Source organism: Kitasatospora sp. NPDC088548, from assembly GCF_044753005.1.
Classification (GTDB): Bacteria; Actinomycetota; Actinomycetes; order Streptomycetales; family Streptomycetaceae; genus Kitasatospora.
Map to the genome: position 1 here is coordinate 376,134 of NZ_JBIVMI010000002.1, position 18,654 is coordinate 394,787.

Annotated in this window: 16 protein-coding genes; 10 read left to right on the forward strand and 6 right to left on the reverse strand. The window is 73.0% G+C overall.

What is annotated here, in order from left to right; genetic code table 11:
- Positions 1 to 76: 76 nt before the first annotated feature.
- Complete coding sequence (locus ACIP82_RS04645) at positions 77 to 811, forward strand: alpha/beta hydrolase (RefSeq protein WP_363608407.1); 735 nt, start codon at positions 77 to 79, stop codon at positions 809 to 811.
- A 477-nt stretch (positions 812 to 1,288) separates the two neighbouring features.
- Entirely contained in the window at positions 1,289 to 2,263 is a 975-nt protein-coding gene (locus tag ACIP82_RS04650) for an SDR family NAD(P)-dependent oxidoreductase (protein ID WP_363608405.1), read from the forward strand.
- An 81-nt stretch (positions 2,264 to 2,344) separates the two neighbouring features.
- On the opposite strand, the gene ACIP82_RS04655 is transcribed toward ACIP82_RS04650, so the two are convergent.
- Positions 2,345 to 2,554 (reverse strand): hypothetical protein, encoded by a 210-nt coding sequence (locus ACIP82_RS04655; protein ID WP_363608403.1) that lies wholly within the window; start codon positions 2,552 to 2,554, stop codon positions 2,345 to 2,347.
- A gap of 242 nt (positions 2,555 to 2,796) precedes the next feature.
- Between ACIP82_RS04655 and ACIP82_RS04660 the strand changes: the two genes are divergently transcribed.
- The gene (locus ACIP82_RS04660) at positions 2,797 to 4,416 is read left to right on the forward strand and encodes an MFS transporter (RefSeq protein ID WP_363608401.1); all 1,620 of its coding nucleotides are present in this window, start codon (positions 2,797 to 2,799) and stop codon (positions 4,414 to 4,416) included.
- Positions 4,417 to 4,498: 82 nt separating this feature from the next.
- Here ACIP82_RS04660 and ACIP82_RS04665 read toward each other — a convergent pair whose 3' ends face one another.
- Together ACIP82_RS04665 and ACIP82_RS04670 are read right to left on the reverse strand one after the other, a co-directional pair.
- Complete coding sequence (locus tag ACIP82_RS04665) at positions 4,499 to 4,972, reverse strand: pyridoxamine 5'-phosphate oxidase family protein (RefSeq protein WP_400650815.1); 474 nt, start codon at positions 4,970 to 4,972, stop codon at positions 4,499 to 4,501.
- 72 nt (positions 4,973 to 5,044) lie between these two features.
- On the reverse strand, positions 5,045 to 5,173 hold the full coding sequence (locus ACIP82_RS04670; protein WP_400650817.1) for a hypothetical protein: 129 nt from the start codon (positions 5,171 to 5,173) through the stop codon (positions 5,045 to 5,047).
- A 288-nt stretch (positions 5,174 to 5,461) separates the two neighbouring features.
- Here ACIP82_RS04670 and ACIP82_RS04675 point away from each other — a divergent pair, with 288 nt between their 5' ends.
- Together ACIP82_RS04675 and ACIP82_RS04680 are read left to right on the forward strand one after the other, a co-directional pair.
- Positions 5,462 to 6,331, forward strand: a complete 870-nt coding sequence (locus tag ACIP82_RS04675) for a universal stress protein (protein WP_363608397.1) — start codon at positions 5,462 to 5,464, stop codon at positions 6,329 to 6,331.
- Between the two features lie 106 nt (positions 6,332 to 6,437).
- Positions 6,438 to 7,298 (forward strand): universal stress protein, encoded by an 861-nt coding sequence (locus tag ACIP82_RS04680; protein WP_363608395.1) that lies wholly within the window; start codon positions 6,438 to 6,440, stop codon positions 7,296 to 7,298.
- 43 nt (positions 7,299 to 7,341) lie between these two features.
- On the opposite strand, the gene ACIP82_RS04685 is transcribed toward ACIP82_RS04680, so the two are convergent.
- Positions 7,342 to 8,580, reverse strand: a complete 1,239-nt coding sequence (locus ACIP82_RS04685; RefSeq protein WP_400650821.1) for a styrene monooxygenase/indole monooxygenase family protein — start codon at positions 8,578 to 8,580, stop codon at positions 7,342 to 7,344.
- Between the two features lie 321 nt (positions 8,581 to 8,901).
- On the opposite strand from ACIP82_RS04685, the gene ACIP82_RS04690 reads away from it, so the two are divergent.
- Positions 8,902 to 9,309, forward strand: coding sequence for a DUF190 domain-containing protein (locus ACIP82_RS04690; RefSeq protein WP_363608391.1), 408 nt, complete (start codon positions 8,902 to 8,904; stop codon positions 9,307 to 9,309).
- Between the two features lie 54 nt (positions 9,310 to 9,363).
- Here ACIP82_RS04690 and ACIP82_RS04695 read toward each other — a convergent pair whose 3' ends face one another.
- On the reverse strand, positions 9,364 to 12,870 hold the full coding sequence (locus ACIP82_RS04695; protein ID WP_400650824.1) for a S8 family serine peptidase: 3,507 nt from the start codon (positions 12,868 to 12,870) through the stop codon (positions 9,364 to 9,366).
- A 235-nt stretch (positions 12,871 to 13,105) separates the two neighbouring features.
- Positions 13,106 to 14,296 (reverse strand): AI-2E family transporter, encoded by a 1,191-nt coding sequence (locus ACIP82_RS04700; RefSeq protein WP_363608387.1) that lies wholly within the window; start codon positions 14,294 to 14,296, stop codon positions 13,106 to 13,108.
- A gap of 199 nt (positions 14,297 to 14,495) precedes the next feature.
- Between ACIP82_RS04700 and ACIP82_RS04705 the strand changes: the two genes are divergently transcribed.
- The 4 genes from ACIP82_RS04705 to kdpB are packed head-to-tail and all read left to right on the forward strand — an operon-like array spanning position 14,496 to position 18,619.
- Positions 14,496 to 14,741, forward strand: coding sequence for a hypothetical protein (locus ACIP82_RS04705; protein WP_400650827.1), 246 nt, complete (start codon positions 14,496 to 14,498; stop codon positions 14,739 to 14,741).
- Positions 14,738 to 14,827 carry a K(+)-transporting ATPase subunit F gene (kdpF, locus tag ACIP82_RS04710; protein WP_363608383.1) on the forward strand — a complete coding sequence of 30 codons (90 nt, stop codon included), beginning with the start codon at positions 14,738 to 14,740 and terminating at the stop codon, positions 14,825 to 14,827. Before ACIP82_RS04705 ends, kdpF begins: the two co-directional genes overlap by 4 nt.
- 1 nt (position 14,828) lies before the next feature.
- Positions 14,829 to 16,490, forward strand: a complete 1,662-nt coding sequence (gene kdpA / locus ACIP82_RS04715; RefSeq protein ID WP_400650831.1) for a potassium-transporting ATPase subunit KdpA — start codon at positions 14,829 to 14,831, stop codon at positions 16,488 to 16,490.
- A complete protein-coding gene (kdpB, locus tag ACIP82_RS04720) occupies positions 16,490 to 18,619 on the forward strand; it encodes a potassium-transporting ATPase subunit KdpB (RefSeq protein ID WP_400650834.1) in 2,130 nt (709 codons plus the stop codon). The genes kdpA and kdpB overlap by 1 nt, the downstream gene beginning before the upstream one ends.
- The last annotated feature ends 35 nt before the right edge of the window (positions 18,620 to 18,654 follow it).

Genomic DNA, 18,654 nt, shown 5'->3' on the forward strand with positions numbered 1-18,654 from the left:
CTCCTCCGGGGTCACGGTCGGGCGATAGGTCGTCGTCCGGGAGCGCCGTTCCAGTGCACTCCCGAAAGGCACGACCATGCATTTCATTTCTGAGCAGCGCCTCGATGACGGCGTCCTCGAGCGCGAATTCACCCTCGGTGAGATCCCCGGCATCCTGTGGACGCCCGGATCCGCATCCGCACCGGCGCCGCTGATCCTGCTCGGCCACCCTCCCCTCGGGCTGCGCAAGATGTACCCCCGACTGGTGGCGCGGGCCCGGCACGCCGCGGCGGATGGCTTCGCCACGGCCACCATCGAGCTCCCGGGGAGTGGTGACCGGCCCCGTTGGCCCGCCGCCGAGCAGGCCCGCGCCGACCTGCGCCGGGCCATGGAGGCCGGCGAGCCGGTCAGCGGCGAGATCATCGACGCCCTCGTCCTCCCGCTGGTCGAAAAGTCGGTCCCGGAATGGCAGGCCGCCCTGGACGCCCTCCTGTCGCTGCCCGAGATCGGCGGCCCGGTCGGGTACTCGGGAGGAGTGATCTCCATCGGCGTTCGCCTTGCGGTGGTCGAGCCGCGCATCGTGGCCGCCGGCTTCTTCGCCGGGAGTTTCGTGCCTCGCGCCATGTTCGAGGAGGCCCGCCAGGTCACCATTCCGCTGCACGTCCTGCTGCAGTGGGACGACGAAGGCAACGACCGGCAGGCGGCGCTGGACCTGTTCGACGCCTTCGGCTCCAAGGAGAAGTCCCTGCACGCCAATATGGGCGGGCACACGGGCGTCCCGCAGTTCGCAGGGGAGGGCGCGGCCGGGTTCTTCGCTCGGCATCTGCGCTAGCCACGGGCCGGCCCCACCGCCGGGGCAGTAGACGGTAGGCGGTACCGGCCAGCCGCTCATCAAGGACAGGCCCTGGCCCTCCTCGATGGCGGTGGCCGGCAGATGCACAACCGCCCCGATCGCGACGGTACCGGCCACCGCTGGTACCGGCCGGTCGGGGCGGCGTGAGGGTGTGGACGCCCAGGTTCGGTGTCAACCGCCTCGATTGGATGACAGGGCTGACCGTTCGCAAGGAATTCAGTCGCCGGGGATCCCGCTGACCTGTGCCGACTCGGTCGGATGAGACACACATGTGTCGGGTACGGAGATCGGCCGCGACGGATGACGGGCCCACGCGATGCCGGTCGGCTGTCAGTGGCGACAGCGACCTGTCGGTGGGATGTGAGTTACCACCGGGACCGTAGGGGCTGGGTGGGACCGGTGGTGAAGGTGCGGCTCCGCCCGCCTCCAGATCACTCCAAGCTCCGGGAGCCCGCCATGCCCTCCGTACCCAAGGCCCCAGTGTGGGACGTTCACCGGCTGCCTCGCGCCGAGGGCAGGAATTTCCTGGTCACCGGCGGCAACGCGGGCATCGGGTACTTCGTCGCCGAGCAGCTCGCCGGCACCGGGGCCACGGTCGTCCTCGGCAGCCGGGCCGAGACGAAGGCCAAAGCCGCGATCGCTTCGATCAGTTCACGTGTCCCCGGCGCCCAGGTGCGGCATCTGCCTCTGGACCTGGCCGACCTCGCATCGCTCAGGACGTCCGTGGACGCGCTCGAACTGGACCGCCTCGACGCGGTCGTCTACAACGCCGGCGTGGCGCTCGACCAGCCGCCGCGCCGTGAGACCAAGGACGGCCACGAGCTGATGTTCGCGACCAACCACCTGGGTCACTTCGCACTCACCCACTGGCTGGCCCCCCTGCTCATGGCAGCCCCAGCGAGTCGGATCGTCACCACGGGCAGCTTCGCGGCCAAGTCCGAACGCCTGGACCTCGACGATCTCCAGAGCACGCACGACTACCAGCCCAAGCGCGCCTATGCGCGGTCGAAGCTGGCCCAGATGTTCTTCGCCTTCGAGCTCGACCGCCGCCTGGACGCCGCCGGCAGCACGACGCTGAGCGTGGTCGCCCACCCCGGCGGCGCGCTCGACTCCCTCACCCCCTCGCGGCCGCCGGTTCAGGTCCGGACCACCGGCGAGCGGCTGCTCGGCCTGCCGCTCGGCCTTCTCGTCCAGGGCAAGGAAGCCGGCGCTTGGCCCACCGTACGCGCCGTGCTCGACCCAGACGTGCGCGGCCGCCAGATGTGGGGCCCCCGGGTGTTCGGGCTGCGCGGCAGGCCCAGGAGCGAACCCCTCTGGAACCACCTGGCCGACACCACGACCGCGGCGCACCTCTGGACGGCCAGCTGTGCCCTGACCGGTGTCGACCCGACGTCTGCCCGTACGACCAGGTTCACCGAGACGGAAGGCTGAACGACTGGGTCCGCTGAGTGAACGACTCGATTGAATGAGATCGGTCAAGGGCGACTGGCTTCACCGTCCAAGGACAGCCCCTCAGGGCACGACGCAGTGAGAATCCGACATCACCTCGCCATCAGAGACCGGAACAGGGTTGTAGGGCGTGTACAGGACGGCGCGGGCCAGCTTCCGGCGGAGGTTGTGGCCCGGGTGGATACCGCTGCGGCGACTCACCTGCTCCCACAACTCCTCGGGCAGGAGGCCTGTGTAGTCGAGCACGCGGCGACGGTGGTAGTCGATGGGCATCGAGATGGTCCGCCAGCCGGATGAGAGCGGTCGCCAGGACGCGCCAGTCCGCGCCGTCGTGCAGTTGTTGAAGGGCGTGGTGGCTGGTGCGGCTGCCGAGGCAGTTCACCTGGGTGGCCTGGAAGCGGTAGGGCTCGGTGCCGGTCCGGATGAGGGTGCCTCCGGGCGCCCGCCCCCGCCGACCGGCTGACCCCTCCGGCGGGTCGGGGAGCCGCCGGGCGAGGCCGTGGAACGCTACGCCCATGGCAGGCAGTGAAGGCACCTCCCGGCAGGCCGCGGCCGCGACACTCGTACTCCTGACGCTGGCGACCGGACAGTTCCTGATGGCGCTCGACAGCTCCGTCATGAACGTCTCGATCGCGACCGTGGCCAACGACGTGGGCACCACGGTGAGCGGCCTGCAAGGAGCCATCACGGCCTACACGCTCGTCATGGCGATGCTCATGGTCTCCGGCGGCAAGGTGGGCGCCCTCATCGGTCGCAGGCGCGCGTTCATGATCGGCTGCGTCGTCTACGGCTGCGGCTCCCTGACCACGGCGCTCTCCCCGAACCTGACCGTGCTGCTGCTCGGCTGGTCGCTGCTCGAAGGGGTCGGGGCCGCCCTGATCCTGCCCGCGATCGTCGCGCTGGTCGCCGGGAACTTCCCTGCGGAGCGGCGCCCGGCGGCCTACGGCCTGGTCACGGCCGCGGGCGCGGTGGCGATCGCCCTCGGCCCGCTCATCGGCGGCGCCGCGACGACCTTCTTCTCCTGGCGCTGGGTGTTCGCCGCCGAGACCGTGCTGGTGCTGGGCATCCTGCTGCTGGCCCGACGGGTCGCCGACGCGCCGCCCGGCACCCGCCCGCGGATCGACCTGCTGGGCGCCGTCCTCTCCGCGCTGGGCATCGGGCTCTTCGTCCTCGGTGTGCTCCGCTCGGCCACCTGGGGCTGGTTCCGGCCCAAGTCCGACACCGCCGCCTGGTTCGGCCTCTCACCGGTGGTCTGGCTGACGCTCGCGGGGGTGCTCCTGATCTGGCTGTTCTTCCGCTGGGAGGCCCGCCTCGCGGAGCAGGGCGAGGAACCGCTGGTGGACCCGGCACTACTGACGAACCGTCAGCTCACCGGCGGCCTGGTCGTCTTCTTCTTCCAGTTCCTGGTGCAGATGGGCGTCTTCTTCGTCGTGCCACTGTACCTGTCCGTCGCGCTCGGGCTCTCCGCGCTCGCCACCGGGGTGCGCATCCTGCCGCTCTCCCTCACCCTGCTGGTCGCCGCGCTCGCGATCCCCCGGCTGCTCCCGGACGTCTCACCACGGCGGGTGGTACGGCTGGGGATCGTCTCGATGGTCCTGGGCGCGGTCGTCCTGATGGCCGGTCTCGACGCGGGCACGGGCGCGGAGGTGGTCACCGTCCCGCTGCTGCTGATCGGGCTCGGCATGGGGGCGCTCGCCTCCCAGCTCGGCGCGGTCACCGTGTCCGCGGTGCCGGACGAGCGGAGCGCCGAGGTCGGCGGCGTGCAGAACACCGTCACCAACCTCGGCGCGTCGATCGGCACCGCGCTCGCCGGGTCGATCCTCATCGCCGTCCTGACCACGTCGTTCCTCACCACCATCGAGCAGAGCCCGGCGATCCCGGACGAGGTCAGGAACCGGGCCGGGGTGGAGCTCTCGGCCGGCGTGCCGTTCCTGTCCGACGCACAGCTGACGGCCGCCCTCGAGCAGGCCGGCGCGGAGTCCGCGGCGGCCCGGGCCGCGCTCGACGCGAACGCCGCCGCGCGGATCGAGGGACTGCGCGCCGCCCTCGCCGTCCTCGCCCTCAGCGGGCTGGTCGCGCTCTTCTTCGTCCACCGGATCCCGACCGAACCGCCCCGCTCCCCCGCACCCGGGTGAGGCCCGCGCCCGGGTAAGGCACAGAGCCGGGTGAGGCACGCCGGGGACGGCACGGTCCGGATCGCCCCGCCGGGCCATGGGCTCACCCGCCGCCGATCCGACGGCCGGTGATCTCGTCCGGCCGGATCCGCACCCAGACCGCGCGGGCGCCACCGGCCCAGGGGGCGGTTCCGGGCAGTCCCCGTAGGCGGTCGGCCTCCGCGGGGTCGTCGACGTGCTCGACCCGGCCGAGGAGGAGCACGCTCCAGCCCTGGCTCAGCTGCTCGTCGATGCGGTCGACCTGGAACGAGACGGACGAACCGTCGGCCGGGTCCGTCGGGCCCAAGGCGGCCGTCCGGTAGACGATCGTCCTGGCGTCCACCGCGTAGTTGACCGGGAAGACCGCCGGGGCGGGCTGGACCGGAAGGCCGATCCGGCCGATGCCGTGGGTACCGATCCGCTCCCAGCACTCGGACGCGGTCAGGTGGAAGAGCAGCGGGCGCGCGCCTGCCTCACGCTGCCCCGGCGGCGCGTCGGCACGGCCCTCCAGCAGCTCCCGGTACGTCGTCCGCAGCACGGCGGCGATCCGCGCGAGGCCGGCCGGGTCGAAGGCCGGCCCGGCCTCCAGCAGGTACTGGAGATAGCGCGGCTACATCGCCGCCCGGGACGCCAGCATCTGCTCGCTCAGGCCGAGCAGATCGCGGCGCTCGGTGATCCGCCGGGCGACGGCGGCGGGGTCCGCCCGCCGGGCGTCCTCGAGGTCGGGGTCGTGGTCCACGGTGGCTCCTCGGCTCGCCGGTACCTGTGCCTGTCGCCACGCCCGGACGAGCGCGACCGTGAGGGTGCCGGTGCGGACGTCGTACGCGTCCTGCCGCCCGTCCGGGCCGGGCCGGCCCTCTCCCCCAGCGTTCCCCCTGCGACCGGTGGCCGCCACGGGGGCCGGTGGGGCCGGGACCCGGCTCCGCAGCCGGCCGGCCCGAGCCCTGGCATCGGGCGCGCCGCGTCCTTAGCGTGGAAACAGGGCCGGAGCCCGGTGTCCCACCCCGCCCTGCCCCATGGAGGAGCCATGACATCCGCCAGCGAGCGCCGGCCGGTCGTGCTGGGCGTCGATGCCGTCACCACGGGTGCGATGACCACCGCCTGGGCCGCCGACGAGGCCGACCGCCGCGGGCTGCCGCTGCGGCTGGTCCACGCGATTCCGACGCCGGTCCACGAGCTGCGCGCGTTCGACGAGGGCCGGTACCACAAAGCGCTGCGCGAGCGCGGCGACGAGGCCCTGGACCGGGCCGCCGGCGTCGCCCGCGAACGGCACCCGGGACTGCCGGTGACCACCGCCGTCGCCGAGGACGTGCCCGCCCTGGTGCTGTGCCGGGAGTCCGCGCACGCCGGCCTCGTGGTCCTCGGTTCACGCCGGCTGAACCGGCTGGAGGAGATGCTGAGCACCTACTCGGTGACCGTCCCGGTGAGCGCCCAGGCCCACTGCCCGGTGGTGGTCGTCCGCGAACCCGAGCACGTCACCCAGGAGCCGCCGTACGTGGTGGTCGGTGTGGACGGCAGCCCGGCGTCGGCGGCCGCCCTCGACTTCGCCTTCGGTCTCGCCGCGAGCCGCCGGGCCGCGCTGCGCGCCCTCTGGGTCTGGCAGATCCGTCTGTTCGGCCGCTCCGACGAGCAGGAGGTCGAGCAGACGCTCCGGCGCCTGCTGTACGAGAGCACGGCCGGCCGGCGCGACCGCCACCCCGAGGTGACGCTCACCCACGAGGTCCTCCGGGACCACCCCGTCGAGGGGCTCGCCCTCGCATCCGAACACGCCCTCGCCGTCGTCGTGGGCCGCCGGGGGCGCGGCGGCTTCACCGGCATGCGGCTCGGGTCCGTCCCGCACGGCCTGCTGCACCGCGCCCACTGCCCGATCGTCACGGTGCCCGCCTCCCCGCACTGACCCGGGGGCCGCTCGGCGGGCACGAGGCCGGACACCGGTCGATACTGGCCGCGGTGCCCGGAGCCCGGGCGCCGCACCACCGACCGCCCCGGTACCGGAGGGCAGCATGACCACACCGATCGTCGCGGGCTTCGACGGCTCGCCGGAGAGCGTCGCCGCGGCCGGCTGGGCCGGCCGTGAGGCGCTGCTCCGCGCCCTGCCGCTCGAACTGCTCCAGGCCTGGCCGTGGCCGAAGACCGATGTGCTCGGCACATCCGACGCCGTCACCTGGAGCCGGCAGCAGCTGGCCGCCGAGGAGGCGAGGCTGCGGGCCCTGCTCACCGGGGTGGAGGTGACCTCCGCCCACGTCCCCCATGACCCGGCCGACGCGCTGGAGGCGGCAGGCCGGCGGGCGGCCATGCTCGTCCTCGGCTCACGTGGGCTGGGCGCCCTGCGCGGCTTCCTGGTCGGTTCGGTGAGCCAGGAGGTGCTGCGGCGGGCGCCGTGCCCGGTGGTACTGGTCCGGGCGGCCGAGGAAGACTCCGCGACGGACGCCGGGAACCACGAGGTCGTGGTCGGGCTGGACCTGCGGCGCCCCTTCGACGAGGTCCTCGCCTTCGCCTTCGAGGCCGCCGAGCTGCGCTCGGCCCCGCTCCGGGCCGTCCACGCCTGGGACCCGCCGACCGGCAGCGCGTACATGGCGTTCGCCGCGATCGGGAGCGTGGACGAGGAGCTGTCCGCCGTCGAGAAGCAGCAGCTCACAGACGTCCTGGCGCCGTGGCGGGCCCGTCACCCGCGGGTGGCCGTGACCGCGGACCTGGTCCGCGGGAACGCCTCCGTCGCGCTGGTCGAGGCCACCGCGGCGGCCGGCCTCGCCGTAGTCGGCCGCCGCGCCCGCCGGGCGCCGATCGGCACGCGCCTCGGCTCGGTGGCGCACGCCGCGATCCACCATGTCCGCTGCCCGGTCGCGGTCGTCCCGTACGGCTGACACCGCTGCCGGGGCAGGACCGGTCGCCGGCCCGGGGCGTGCCCTACCGGCCGACCGAGGCCAGGTAGGCCTCGGTCGACTCCGGCGCGGCGAGCCAGGCGGCGTGGTCGCTCGGCTCGGCGTAGGTGTTGGCGAGGCGCCGGGCGACGTCGTCGTGCTGTGCGGCGGCGGCGAAAACGCCCTGGAGGTGGTCCGGCACGGTGAGCATCGTGGCGGTGAAGTCGACGGTGTGGCGCGCGTGTTGCCGCCAGAACCGTTCGAAGGTGTCGCGCATCCAGGCGGGGGTGAACGGGGCGTCGCCGTGCTCGGTGATCGCCCGCAGATAGGCGTCCGCGGCCCGTGCCGCGCTGTTGGCGCCCTGGCCGGTGATCGGGTCGTTCACCACCAGTGCGTCGCCGAGGCCGAGCACATGGACCTCCCCGGCACCGCCGTCCAGCCGGGCCACCGGCCGGCGGACCGTCGGGGTCACCGCCCCGTACAGGCCGGCTCCCGCGTCGGTCGGCTCGGCGGCGGCCCACAGCTCCGCCTCCCACGGCAGGTACGTGTGCAGCAGCTCGCGGATCCGGGCCAACTGCGCGACGGGGGAAGGACGGTCGGCGAAGCAGTCCAGCGGGCCGCCGGGGAGCGCCTCCCAGAGCAGGATCGCGCACGGCCCGGAGAGGGTGAGGGCCGGCTGCAGGTACAGCTCGCCGGCCCCGGGGAGCGCGTGCATCCGCGCCCTCGGCCCGGCCGCCGGGTCGGGCGAGCCGACCCCGTGCACATAGAGACACGAGAGCGCCCGCTGCGGCGCGTCGAACGGCGAGCGGTCCCCGTCCCGTTCGAAGATCCCGGCGAGCTCGCCCCGGCCGGCCGCGACGACCGTCAGCTCGTGCCGCTCGGCGAGCTTCCGCAGGCCCGCGCGGTCCAGCGTGCGGTACTCCACCCGGCCGCCGCGCGCGGCCAGCAGTTCCAGCCAGCGCGCCAGCTTCATCCGCTGGTCGACCGACTGGGCCGGCTCGTCCAGCGTCATGGTGAACTCCAGCGCCCGCACCCCGGGGGGCGTCACGAGCACCGAATCGACCGACCTGACCGCCGGCGCCTCGTCGGCCCACAGGTCCAGCCGGGCCGCACGCTCGATCCGCAGCGCCGGGCCGAACATCGCCTGCGTCGACAGCACCGGTCCGCACCGCAGCTCCGCCGGGGTCCGGGCGGCCACCAGCGTCACCTCGTACCCGCCCGCCACCAGCCCGAGCGCGAGCTGAAGACCCGCCTGGCCCGCTCCGACAACGGCGATCCGACGCATGACAACCTCCCGGTGGGGACAAGCCTCTGATGCTACGTCAGCGCACCGTGCCGGCACAGCCGTCGGGCGCGCCAGGAGGACGGCGCCAGAGGGACGACGCCCCGCTCCGCTCCGCGATCACCCGTCGCGCCCCGGCCCCATCGGCCGCGATCGCGGGCGCCGCACCGCCGGACCGAGGCGGTCGGTGCGGTCGGCGCGGTCGGCGACCGGGCGGGACCGCCGCGAGGAGGGCGGAGGTACCGGCGCGCCGGTATCGTGGACCTGAGGACGGCGGGGCCCGCCGCGGCCGCACCGTACGCCGACGGCCGGAGGAGGGTGGCGATGAGCCCGCACCTGCACCGCCACCACGACGACCGGGACGCCGAACCCCCGCCGCCGCCGCGCGAGCTGCCGACGGGACCGGCCCTGCGGGCGACGGTCTACCTCGGCGAGTCGGACCGGTACCGGCACCACCCGGTGTTCTCCGAGATCGTGCACCGCGCGCGCCGGGCCGGCCTCGCCGGGGCCAGTGTCTTCCACGGCGTCGAGGGGTTCGGCGCGGGCTCGCTCATTCACACCTCCCGGCTCCTGGACCTGACCGAGGACCTCCCGGTCGCCGTCGTGATCGTGGACAGCGAGGAGCGGATCCGCGGCTTCCTGCCGGAGCTGCGCGAGGTCGCCCCCCGGAGCCTGATCACGCTCGACCCGGTCGAGGCCGTGCCGCCGCGGCCCGACGAGCCGCGTTTCTGACCGCCGAGAGGCCGCCCCGGCAGCCGGGGCGGCCTCGGCCGTTGTGGCGTGGTGTCAGTTCACCGTGTAGCTGTACGGGATCGCCGCCAGCACCGAACCGGTGGTGCCGAGCGAGTTGTTGGCGGTGGCCAGACCGGTCGGTCCGGAGACCAGGTACAGCACGCCGTGCACGGTACCGCCCTTCGGGCCGGTCGGGGTGAGGGTGACCCGCAACGTGCCCGTGGCGCCCGGCTGGACGGTCACGGGGGTGGCGGCGGGGGCCGCGGCGTCGACCGCGGCGGCGAACGGGTCGCCGGTGCTGGAGGTCAGCGCCGGGTCGAACGCCCGGGTGTGCGCGCTCGCGGTGACGGTGGCCGTACCGGCCGGGGCGCCGGAGGTGCCGAACGGGCCGATCTGCTGCACGAAGGTGGTCCACCTGCCCGGGACGACCGGCTGCGCGGGGCTGCCGGCGGCGGTCGCGGCCGAGATCGTCGAGCTGTTCTGGGCCTTCTTCAGATCACCGAACAGGTCGGGCGAGCCGGTGACGGCGCTGATCTCCAGGTGGGCCGGGACGGAGGAGGCCGACACGGCGGTCAGCCGGTCGGTGCCCGGCGGGACCAGGAAGGACGGGGTGGTCGCGTCGGTGGTCAGCGGCAGGCCGACCGTCGCCGAGCTGCCCTGCGGCACCAGCGGCAGGTCGACCCGGCCGTCGAGCCGGGCGTCCGCGGCGACCTGCTGGGTGGCGACGGTGTTGTTGGTGTAGTCCACCGCCACCGTCACCGGTTTGCCGGCCGCCAGCCTGGTACGCGGGTCGTTCGGCAGACCGGCGGCGGTGGCGCGGTCGAGGTTGAGGCCGACCGTGCCGGTGAACTCCTGGCTGACCTGCGCACCGCTGACCGGGCCGAGCACGACCAGGACGAACCGCCAGCGGCCCGCGGCCGGGTCGACCGTGGTGGCGGAGACCCCGGCGGTGGTGCCGGTGAGGTTGCCCCGCGCGTCGAGGACCGCGTTGCCCTCGGCGTCGACCGGCGTGCCGTTCGGGCTGACCAGGACGCCCTGCAGGAGCAGGTTCGGGTCCTTGGCGACCGTCACGCCGACCCGCAGGTCGTGCTGGCCCTTCGGGACGTCGAAGGCGTAGCCGAAGGTCTGCGTGGGCGAGGCGCTGCGGGCGTTGCCGCCGGTGATGGTGCCGGTGAAACCGCCGGTGCCCTGGCCGATCGCCACCAGGCTGCGCAGCACCACCGGCACGCTGGTGGTGCGGCCGTTGGAGCTGGAGACGGTGACCGACTCGCTGGAGTCGCCGCCGGTCTGCGGGGTGGTGAGCCGGACGTGCAGGGTCTTGCTGGCGCCCGGCGCCAGCTCGGCCACCTGCGGGCTCACGGCGCCCGCCGGCACCGCGCGCTGGGTGGCGGTGTCCAGCAGGACCTGGCCGGTGTAGCCGCTCTTGCCGGCCGGGGTGTACAGGATCGCGGTCCAGTCGCCGGCCACCGGGTGCGGGACGTCCACCAGGCCGAAGTCGGCCACGGTGGCACCGCCCTGCGGGCGGGTGTTGGTCTCGAACCGGCCGGACGGGTCGAGCAGCGTCAGCCGGACCACCGGGCCGTTGCCGACCGGACTGGCCGCCCCCTGCCAGGCGATCGACGCCGCGAGGCGGTCGGCGCCGGCCGGAACGCTGAACCTGACCTGCTGCTGGACCCAGGTGGCGCCGTTGGTGGCGTACTTGAAGGTCTGGTCGGAGGAGGAGCTCAGCCGGATGCTCTGCTGGGCGTCGGAGAGCGGGGCGAAGCTGCGGGTGGCGCCGCTGACCGTCTGCGGGGTGGCGCCGGTGTTGGTGACCGTGATGTCGGCGGTGTGGGCCGAGCCCGGGGTGCCGGCGATGTCGACCTGGCCGGAGGTCACCACGACGGTGTTGCCGTCCTGGGCGCCGGAGCCGTTCTGGTAGCCCCGGGCGGCCTCCACGGCCGCGCGGACGTTCAGCAGGCCCGCGCCCTGCTCCTCGGCCGGCAGGCCCAGGTCCTGGGCGGTGCCGGTGAGGAGCTTCTTCACCAGTGCGGGAGCCGGCGAGGCGCCCTTGTGGGTGTCGCGGTAGGCCTGGATGACCACGGCCGCGGCACCGGCGGTCAACGGCGCGGACTGGCTGGTCCCGCCGAACGACTGGATCGGGGAGCCGTTGCCGCTGAAGCCGGCGCAGTCGGTGTACTTGGACAGGTCGGGCGAGCAGAGCGCCCAGTCCGACTCACCGGGGGCGACCAGGTCCAGCGTCCGGCCGGCCTGGGTGAAACCGCCCGAGGACAGCGCGGAGATCCGGTTGTCGTCCCAGGTGCCGTTGGAGAACTGGGCCGCCGCGTAACCGGTCTGCTGGTAGTTCTGGTTGTCGGTGGAAGCGCCGACCGCGATCACGTTCGGGTCGGTGGACGGGGTGCCGACGGTGCCGCTGATCCCGGCGTCGCCGGTGGACACGGCGACGGTCACACCGGCTGCGACGGCCTGGTCGTTGAAGAGCGAGATGGTGTCGCGCGCACCGCTGTCGGGGGTGACGTTGCCGCCGAAGGACTCGTTCAGCACGTCGACGTGGGCGACCGAGACCGCGTAGTCGATGGACTGCAGGATCGAGGAGTTCGACATGATCTCGCCGCCGGCCCGCAGCGCCACCAGCGAGGCGTCGGGGGCGATGCCCCGGACACGGATGGTGCAGCCGGCCGGCAGCGGGTGCGAGGGGTTGACGAACTGCGCGACGTCGTAGACCTGACGGCCCTGCGCGATCATCGCCGAGGCGTCGCCGAAGGCCTCCGCGCCGCCGGTCGGCGCGTCCGTGCCCTCGCCCGAGAAGTCCTGGTAGTCGACGACCGCGTGCGAGCCGTCGGCCCGGATGAAGTCCGGGTTGTCCGGGTCGAGTCCGTCCGCGATGTAGGCCACCTTCACGCCCTTGCCGGTGGCCAGGTCCTGGGCGCCGGGCGAGCCGGCGGTCGCGACCGTGTGCGTGGAGTACAGCGCCTCCGGCTCCAGCAGCGGATGGGCCGGGTCGGACGGACAGACCGTGTTGGTCGCGTTCTCCTCGCCGCCCGCGCCGCCCTTGCCGGCCTTGTCTCCCCGGGCGGCCTCGGGGGCGGCCGCGGCGGACTTCGGGGCCTTCGCGGCGGGGGCGGTCGCGGGGTCCGCGTCCTTGCCGCCGATCGGCGGGGCGACGGCGACCTGTCCGTCCGCCACCACCGAGGCGACCGCCGGGTCGGCCTGGAGCGCCGCCCGCAGTGCCGGGCCGACCGTGGCGGAGAACGCGTTTCCGACCACGAAACTCTTGATCCCGGTGCCGCCACCGGCCCTGACCCGCTCCAGCAGCGGCGCCTGGGCGGACGCGGCCTTCTGCCTGCGCGCGCCCAGGTGCCCGGCGTCCGCCGGGGCGTCGGCGATCTGGTCCTTGAGAATCACGATCACCGGTACCGGGGTTCCGCCCGCCGCGGCCGCCTGGGCGGTCGTGGGGTCGGGCGCGGGGGCGGCGCTCGCGCCTGCCCCGCCGGCCAGGAACATGGACGCGGCGGTGACCGCGACGGCGATTGCTAGCTGGGATTTCCGCCAGCCGATCATGGACATCCTTTCGTCTGATGCGACGTCAGGCTGCGGTGGCCCAGTGCACGCGGATCCGGGTCGGACGCGTGGATGCCTCTGGAACGCGCGTCCCGACAGCCCTCGCATTCCAACGCACTTGACACCACTGGAACAAGGCGGTTAGTCCCATAAGGAAGTCATCAGAAAGTAAAAAGGAGACGGAAATTCACCCTCACATGCCCTCACATGCCGTCAACGCCCCGTCAGTGCCCCGTCAGCGCCCCGGCCACCGGCTCGCGACGCTGGAGAGCAGCCCGCGTATGCCGTGGCGCCGGGGGCGGCGGTGCCGGTCGAAGCGGAGGTCGCCGACGACTTCGTAGCGGGGCATGTAGGTGCTGAGGAAACCCTGGAGCGTGGCCGCGGCGGGGATGGCGATGAGCGCGCCGACGGCCCCGAGCAGGGCGGCGCCGACGATGACCGCGGCGAAGGCGATCGCGGCGTGGATGTCGACGGTCCGTGCCGTGATCCGGGGGTGGAGGAGGTAGTTCTCGATCTGCTGGTAGACGAGGACGAAGCCCAGGACCCAGAGGGCGTCGGACGGTTCGCCGGTCAACGCGACCAGAATGGGCAGCGCGTTGGCGATGTAGGTGCCGACGGTGGGGACGAACTGGGACACCACCCCGGCCCACACCGCGAGGGCGGCGGCGTAGGGCAGCCCGACGATCTCGAAGGCGACCCAGTGCGCGAGGGTCGAGACGGCCGCCAGCAGGGCCCGGGAGTAGAGGTAGCCCCCGGTCTTGGTCAGGGCGATGTCCCAGGCCCGCAGGAGCTCGGCCTGCCGGGCGGGCGGCAGCATCGAGCACACCAGCCGCCGCACCCGCGGCCCCTCGGCGGTGAAGTAGAACGTGAACAGGCCCACGGTGAACGCCTGGAACAGGCCTCCGATCACCGTGCTGGACACCCCCCAGAGGTTCCCGGCCAGTTGCTGCGCGTACTTCTCCACCGCTCCGTCGGCGAAGAACTTCTTCCGGATGCCGTCCAGCGAGAGGCTCTGGTGGAAGTTCGAGTTGATCCAGTCGATCCCGTTCTGCAGGGTGCCGGGCAGCCGCTCGGACAGCTGGGCCACCTGGTCGACGAGCAGCGTGCCCAGTGCGGTGACGAAGCCGGCCATGGCCGCCGCGAGGGCGATGAAGACGAGGAACGTGCCGACGCCGCGCCGGATGCCGCGGGCGGCCATCCGGTCGACCGCCGGCTCCATGGCGAGGGAGAGGAAGAAGGAGATCAGCAGCATCACCAGGAGGTCGATGAGCTGATGGAAGGCCCAGTTCGCGAGCTGGAACGCCCCCGCGAGCAGCAGGGCGAGCATCATCGCCCTGGGCAGCCAGCGGGGCAGTGCCCGGTCGTCGTCGCGTCGGCGGTCGGGGTTCCGCGGCGTGGTGTCGGGCGTCGGCGGTTCGGAAGACATCGGAGGTTCTCCTGCGCTCTGGCCGGCGGTGAAGGCCGGTCGGTTCGGCGGTGCGGGCCGGTCGGTCAGGCCGTGAAGGCCGGTCGGTGCCGAAGGCCGGGCCGACGAGTTCACCGGCACCGGTGTCCTGACGGCTCACCGGAGGAACGTGCGGGCGGCGGCGGTGAGTTCGCGGGCGGCGGTACGGACCGCCCGGTCCGTGGACCCGCCGCTCCCGCACCACCGGCACGCCGCCCCGCCGGCCGCCGTCACCCTGACGGACGCGGATAACCACGGATTGTCACCCCAGCCGTCCGACAATCGACTGGACCGATCGGACAGCCGCTCGGCGCCCGGTCCCGACAGCCCCGGTGGAGCCCTCATGACCGACCTGGCCTTCGTCGGCGTCACGGTTCTCGTGTTCGCCGTCCTCGCTCTGATCGCCAAGGCGGTGGAACGGCTGTGACCGCGGATAACATCGTCGGGCTCATCGTCGCGACCGCCCTCGTGATCTACCTGCTCCTGGCGCTGCTCCACCCGGACCGGTTCTGAGGTGAGCCCCACCCTCGCGGGCCTCCTGCAAGCGCTGGCGCTGGTGGCCGCGCTGGGTCTGTCGCACCGCCCGGTGGGCGACTACCTGGCGCACGTCCTGACCAGCCGGACACACCTGCCCGGGGAACGGGGTGTCTACCGGCTGATCGGTGTCAACGGTGACCAGGACCAGTCGTGGACGGCCTATCTGCGCAGCGTGCTCGCGTTCTCCGCGGTTTCGGTGCTCTTCCTGTACGCCTTCCAGCGCCTGCAGAACCACCTCTGGCTCTCGCTCGGCCTCCCCCCGGTGGGCCCGGCCACCGCCTTCAACACGGCGGCGTCGTTCGTCACCAACACGAACTGGCAGTCGTACTCGGGTGAGTCGACCATGGGCCACCTGGTGCAGATGGCGGGGCTGGCCGTACAGAACTTCCTCTCGGCCGCGGTGGGCATCGCCGTGGTGGCCGCGCTGATCCGCGGCTTCGCGCGCGACCGCACCGACCGGGTCGGCAACTTCTGGGTGGACCTCACCCGGATCACCCTGCGGCTGCTGCTGCCCGTCTCGGTCGTGTTCGCGGTCGTCTTCGTGGCCGGCGGCGTGGTGGAGAACCTGCACGCCGCGCAGCAGATCACCACCCTGACGGGCGACACCCAGTCGGTCCCCGGCGGGCCGGTGGCCTCGCAGGAGGTCATCAAGGAGCTGGGCACCAACGGCGGCGGCTTCTACAACGCCAACTCCGCGCACCCCTTCGAGAATCCCGGCCCGCTCACCAACTGGCTCCAGCTCTACCTGATGCTGGTGATCGCGTTCTCGCTGCCGCGCACCTTCGGGACGATGGTCGGCGACCGCCGCCAGGGCCATGCCATCGTCACCGTGATGGCCCTGTTCTGGATCGCCTCCGCGGCCCTGATGACCGTCTTCGAATGGCGGCATCACGGCACCGCGCTCCAGGCGGCCGGAGCGGCGATGGAAGGCAAGGAGGTCCGCTTCGGCATCGCCGGGTCCACGCTCTTCGCCGCCTCGACCACGCTGACCTCCACCGGCGCGGTCAACTCCGCCCACGACTCGTACTCGCCGTTCGGCGGCGGCCTGACCCTGCTCGACATGATGCTCGGCGAGATCGCCCCCGGCGGCACCGGCTCCGGCCTGTACGGGATGCTCGTCCTGGCCGTCGTCACGGTCTTCGTCGCCGGGCTGATGGTCGGCCGCACCCCGGAGTACCTGGGCAAGAAGCTCGGCGGCCGGGAGATGAAGTTCGCCTCCCTCTACCTCCTCACCACCCCGGCCGTCGTACTGATCGGCACGGGCACGGCGATGACGTTCGAGGGCGTGCGGTCCGCCGCCCTCAACTCCGGCCCGCACGGCTTCTCCGAGGTCCTCTACGCCTTCACCTCGGCGGCCAACAACAACGGCTCCGCCTTCGCCGGCCTGACGGCCACCAGCACCTGGTGGAACACCGCGCTGGGCCTGGCCATGCTGTTCGGCCGGCTGCTGCCGATGGTCTTCGTCCTCGCCCTGGCCGGCTCGCTGGCCCGGCAGCAGCCGGTCCCCGCCACGGCGGGGACGCTGCCGACGCACCGGCCGCTCTTCGTCGGCATGCTCTCCGGCGTGGTGCTGATCGTCGTCGGCCTCACCTACTTCCCCGCCCTGGCGCTCGGACCGCTCGCGGAAGGACTCCGCTGATGGACCCGCCCGTTCCGCCCAGCCCCGTCGACCCTGCCGACGCGGCCGGGCCCGCCGGGCGCGGGGCGCGCCGGGTCTCCGGTGGTCTGCTCGACCCCCGGCAACTGGTTTCCTCCCTCCCGGACGCACTGCGCAAGCTCGACCCACGGGTGATGGTCAGGCATCCGGTCATGTTCGTGGTCGAGGTCGGCTCGCTGCTGACCACCGTCTCGGCGATCCGCCACCCCAGTGTCTTCGCCTGGGTGATCGCCGTCTGGCTCTGGCTGACCGTCGTCTTCGCCAACCTGGCCGAGGCCGTCGCCGAGGGCCGGGGCAAGGCGCAGGCCGCGACCCTGCGCCGGACCAGGACCGAGACGGTGGCCCGGCGCATCGTCGGCGACTGGCGGCCCGGCGCTGCGGTGGCCGCCGAGGAGGTGGTCCCGGCCGCGCGGCTGGGCCTCGGCGACCAGGTGATCGTGGAGGCCGGGCAGATCATCCCGGGCGACGGTGACGTCGTCGAGGGAATCGCGAGCGTCGACGAGTCCGCCATCACCGGCGAGTCGGCACCGGTGATCCGCGAATCCGGCGGCGACCGCTCGGCCGTCACCGGCGGCACCAAGGTCCTCTCCGACCGCATCGTCGTCAGGATCACCTCCGAGCCCGGCAGGACCTTCATCGACCGCATGATCGCCCTGGTGGAAGGCGCCGCCCGGCAGAAGACGCCCAACGAGATCGCCCTCGACATCCTGCTCGCCTCACTGACCATCATCTTCCTGCTCGCCGTCGTGACCCTGCAGCCGATGGCCGCCTACGCGGGCGCCGAACAGCCCCTCGTGGTCCTGATCGCCCTGCTCGTCGCCCTGATCCCGACCACCATCGGCGCGCTCCTGTCGGCCATCGGCATCGCCGGCATGGACCGGCTGGTGCAGCGCAACGTCCTCGCCATGTCCGGCCGCGCCGTCGAGGCCGCCGGGGACGTGTCCACCCTGCTGCTCGACAAGACCGGAACGATCACCTTCGGCAACCGGCAGGCCGCCGGCTTCACCCCGGTCGGCGGCAGCGGGGTGGCCGAACTCGCCGACGCGGCGCAGCTGTCCAGCCTCGCCGACGAGACCCCCGAAGGCCGTTCCATCGTGGTGCTGGCCAAGGAGAAGTACGGCCTGCGCTCCCGTACCCAGGGCGAGCTCGGCCGCGCCGACTGGATCGGGTTCACCGCGCAGACCCGGATGAGCGGCGTCGACCTCACCGGGAACGGCGCGGCCCGGCGGATCCGCAAGGGCTCGGCGGCCTCGGTGAGTGCCTTCGTGGAGCGGAACGGCGGCACCGTCGGCCCCGAGGTGAGCACCGTCGTCGAGGGCATCTCGGCGGCCGGCGGTACGCCGTTGGTCGTGGCGGTCCACCACCCGGGGGAGCCGGCCCGGGTGCTCGGGGTCATCCACCTGAAGGACGTGGTCAAGCGCGGCATCCGCGAGCGGTTCGAGGAGCTGCGCACGATGGGCATCAGGACCGTCATGATCACGGGTGACAACCCGCTCACCGCCAGGGCGATCGCGGAGGAGGCGGGCGTCGACGACTTCCTCGCCGAGGCCACCCCCGAGGACAAGATGGCCCTGATCCGGCGGGAGCAGGCCGACGGGAAGCTGGTCGCGATGACCGGGGACGGGACGAACGACGCCCCGGCCCTCGCCCAGGCCGACGTCGGTGTGGCGATGAACACCGGCACCTCGGCCGCGAAGGAGGCCGGGAACATGGTGGACCTGGACTCCAGCCCCACCAAGCTGATCGACATCGTCGAGATCGGCAAGCAACTGCTGATCACCCGCGGCGCGCTGACCACCTTCTCCATCGCCAACGACGTCGCCAAGTACTTCGCGATCATCCCGGCCATGTTCGCCTCGGTCCACCCCGGCCTGGGCAAGGTCAACATCATGCACCTGCACAGCCCGACCTCGGCGATCACCTCCGCGATCGTCTTCAACGCCCTGATCATCGTCGTGCTCATCCCGCTCGCCCTGCGCGGCGTGCGCTACAAGCCCTCGTCGGCCTCCGGCCTGCTGCGCCGCAACCTCGCCGTGTACGGGGTCGGCGGCCTGATCCTCCCGTTCGTCGGCATCAAACTCATCGACCTGGTGGTGCGGTTCATCTACTAGCCGCGGCCTCCCGGATCCCCGCCGAGCCCCCCGAG

Excerpts from the sequence above, each read along its gene's own strand:
- ACIP82_RS04645 (WP_363608407.1), top strand. The coding sequence starts at position 77 with ATGCATTTCATTTCTGAGCAGCGCCTCGATGACGGCGTCCTCGAGCGC.
- ACIP82_RS04650 (WP_363608405.1), top strand. The coding sequence starts at position 1,289 with ATGCCCTCCGTACCCAAGGCCCCAGTGTGGGACGTTCACCGGCTGCCT.
- ACIP82_RS04655 (WP_363608403.1), bottom strand. The coding sequence starts at position 2,554 with ATGCCCATCGACTACCACCGTCGCCGCGTGCTCGACTACACAGGCCTC.
- ACIP82_RS04660 (WP_363608401.1), top strand. The coding sequence starts at position 2,797 with ATGGCAGGCAGTGAAGGCACCTCCCGGCAGGCCGCGGCCGCGACACTC.
- ACIP82_RS04675 (WP_363608397.1), top strand. The coding sequence starts at position 5,462 with ATGACATCCGCCAGCGAGCGCCGGCCGGTCGTGCTGGGCGTCGATGCC.
- ACIP82_RS04680 (WP_363608395.1), top strand. The coding sequence starts at position 6,438 with ATGACCACACCGATCGTCGCGGGCTTCGACGGCTCGCCGGAGAGCGTC.
- ACIP82_RS04685 (WP_400650821.1), bottom strand. The coding sequence starts at position 8,580 with ATGCGTCGGATCGCCGTTGTCGGAGCGGGCCAGGCGGGTCTTCAGCTC.
- ACIP82_RS04690 (WP_363608391.1), top strand. The coding sequence starts at position 8,902 with ATGAGCCCGCACCTGCACCGCCACCACGACGACCGGGACGCCGAACCC.
- ACIP82_RS04695 (WP_400650824.1), bottom strand. The coding sequence starts at position 12,870 with ATGATCGGCTGGCGGAAATCCCAGCTAGCAATCGCCGTCGCGGTCACC.
- ACIP82_RS04700 (WP_363608387.1), bottom strand. The coding sequence starts at position 14,296 with ATGTCTTCCGAACCGCCGACGCCCGACACCACGCCGCGGAACCCCGAC.
- kdpB (WP_400650834.1), top strand. The coding sequence starts at position 16,490 with ATGGACCCGCCCGTTCCGCCCAGCCCCGTCGACCCTGCCGACGCGGCC.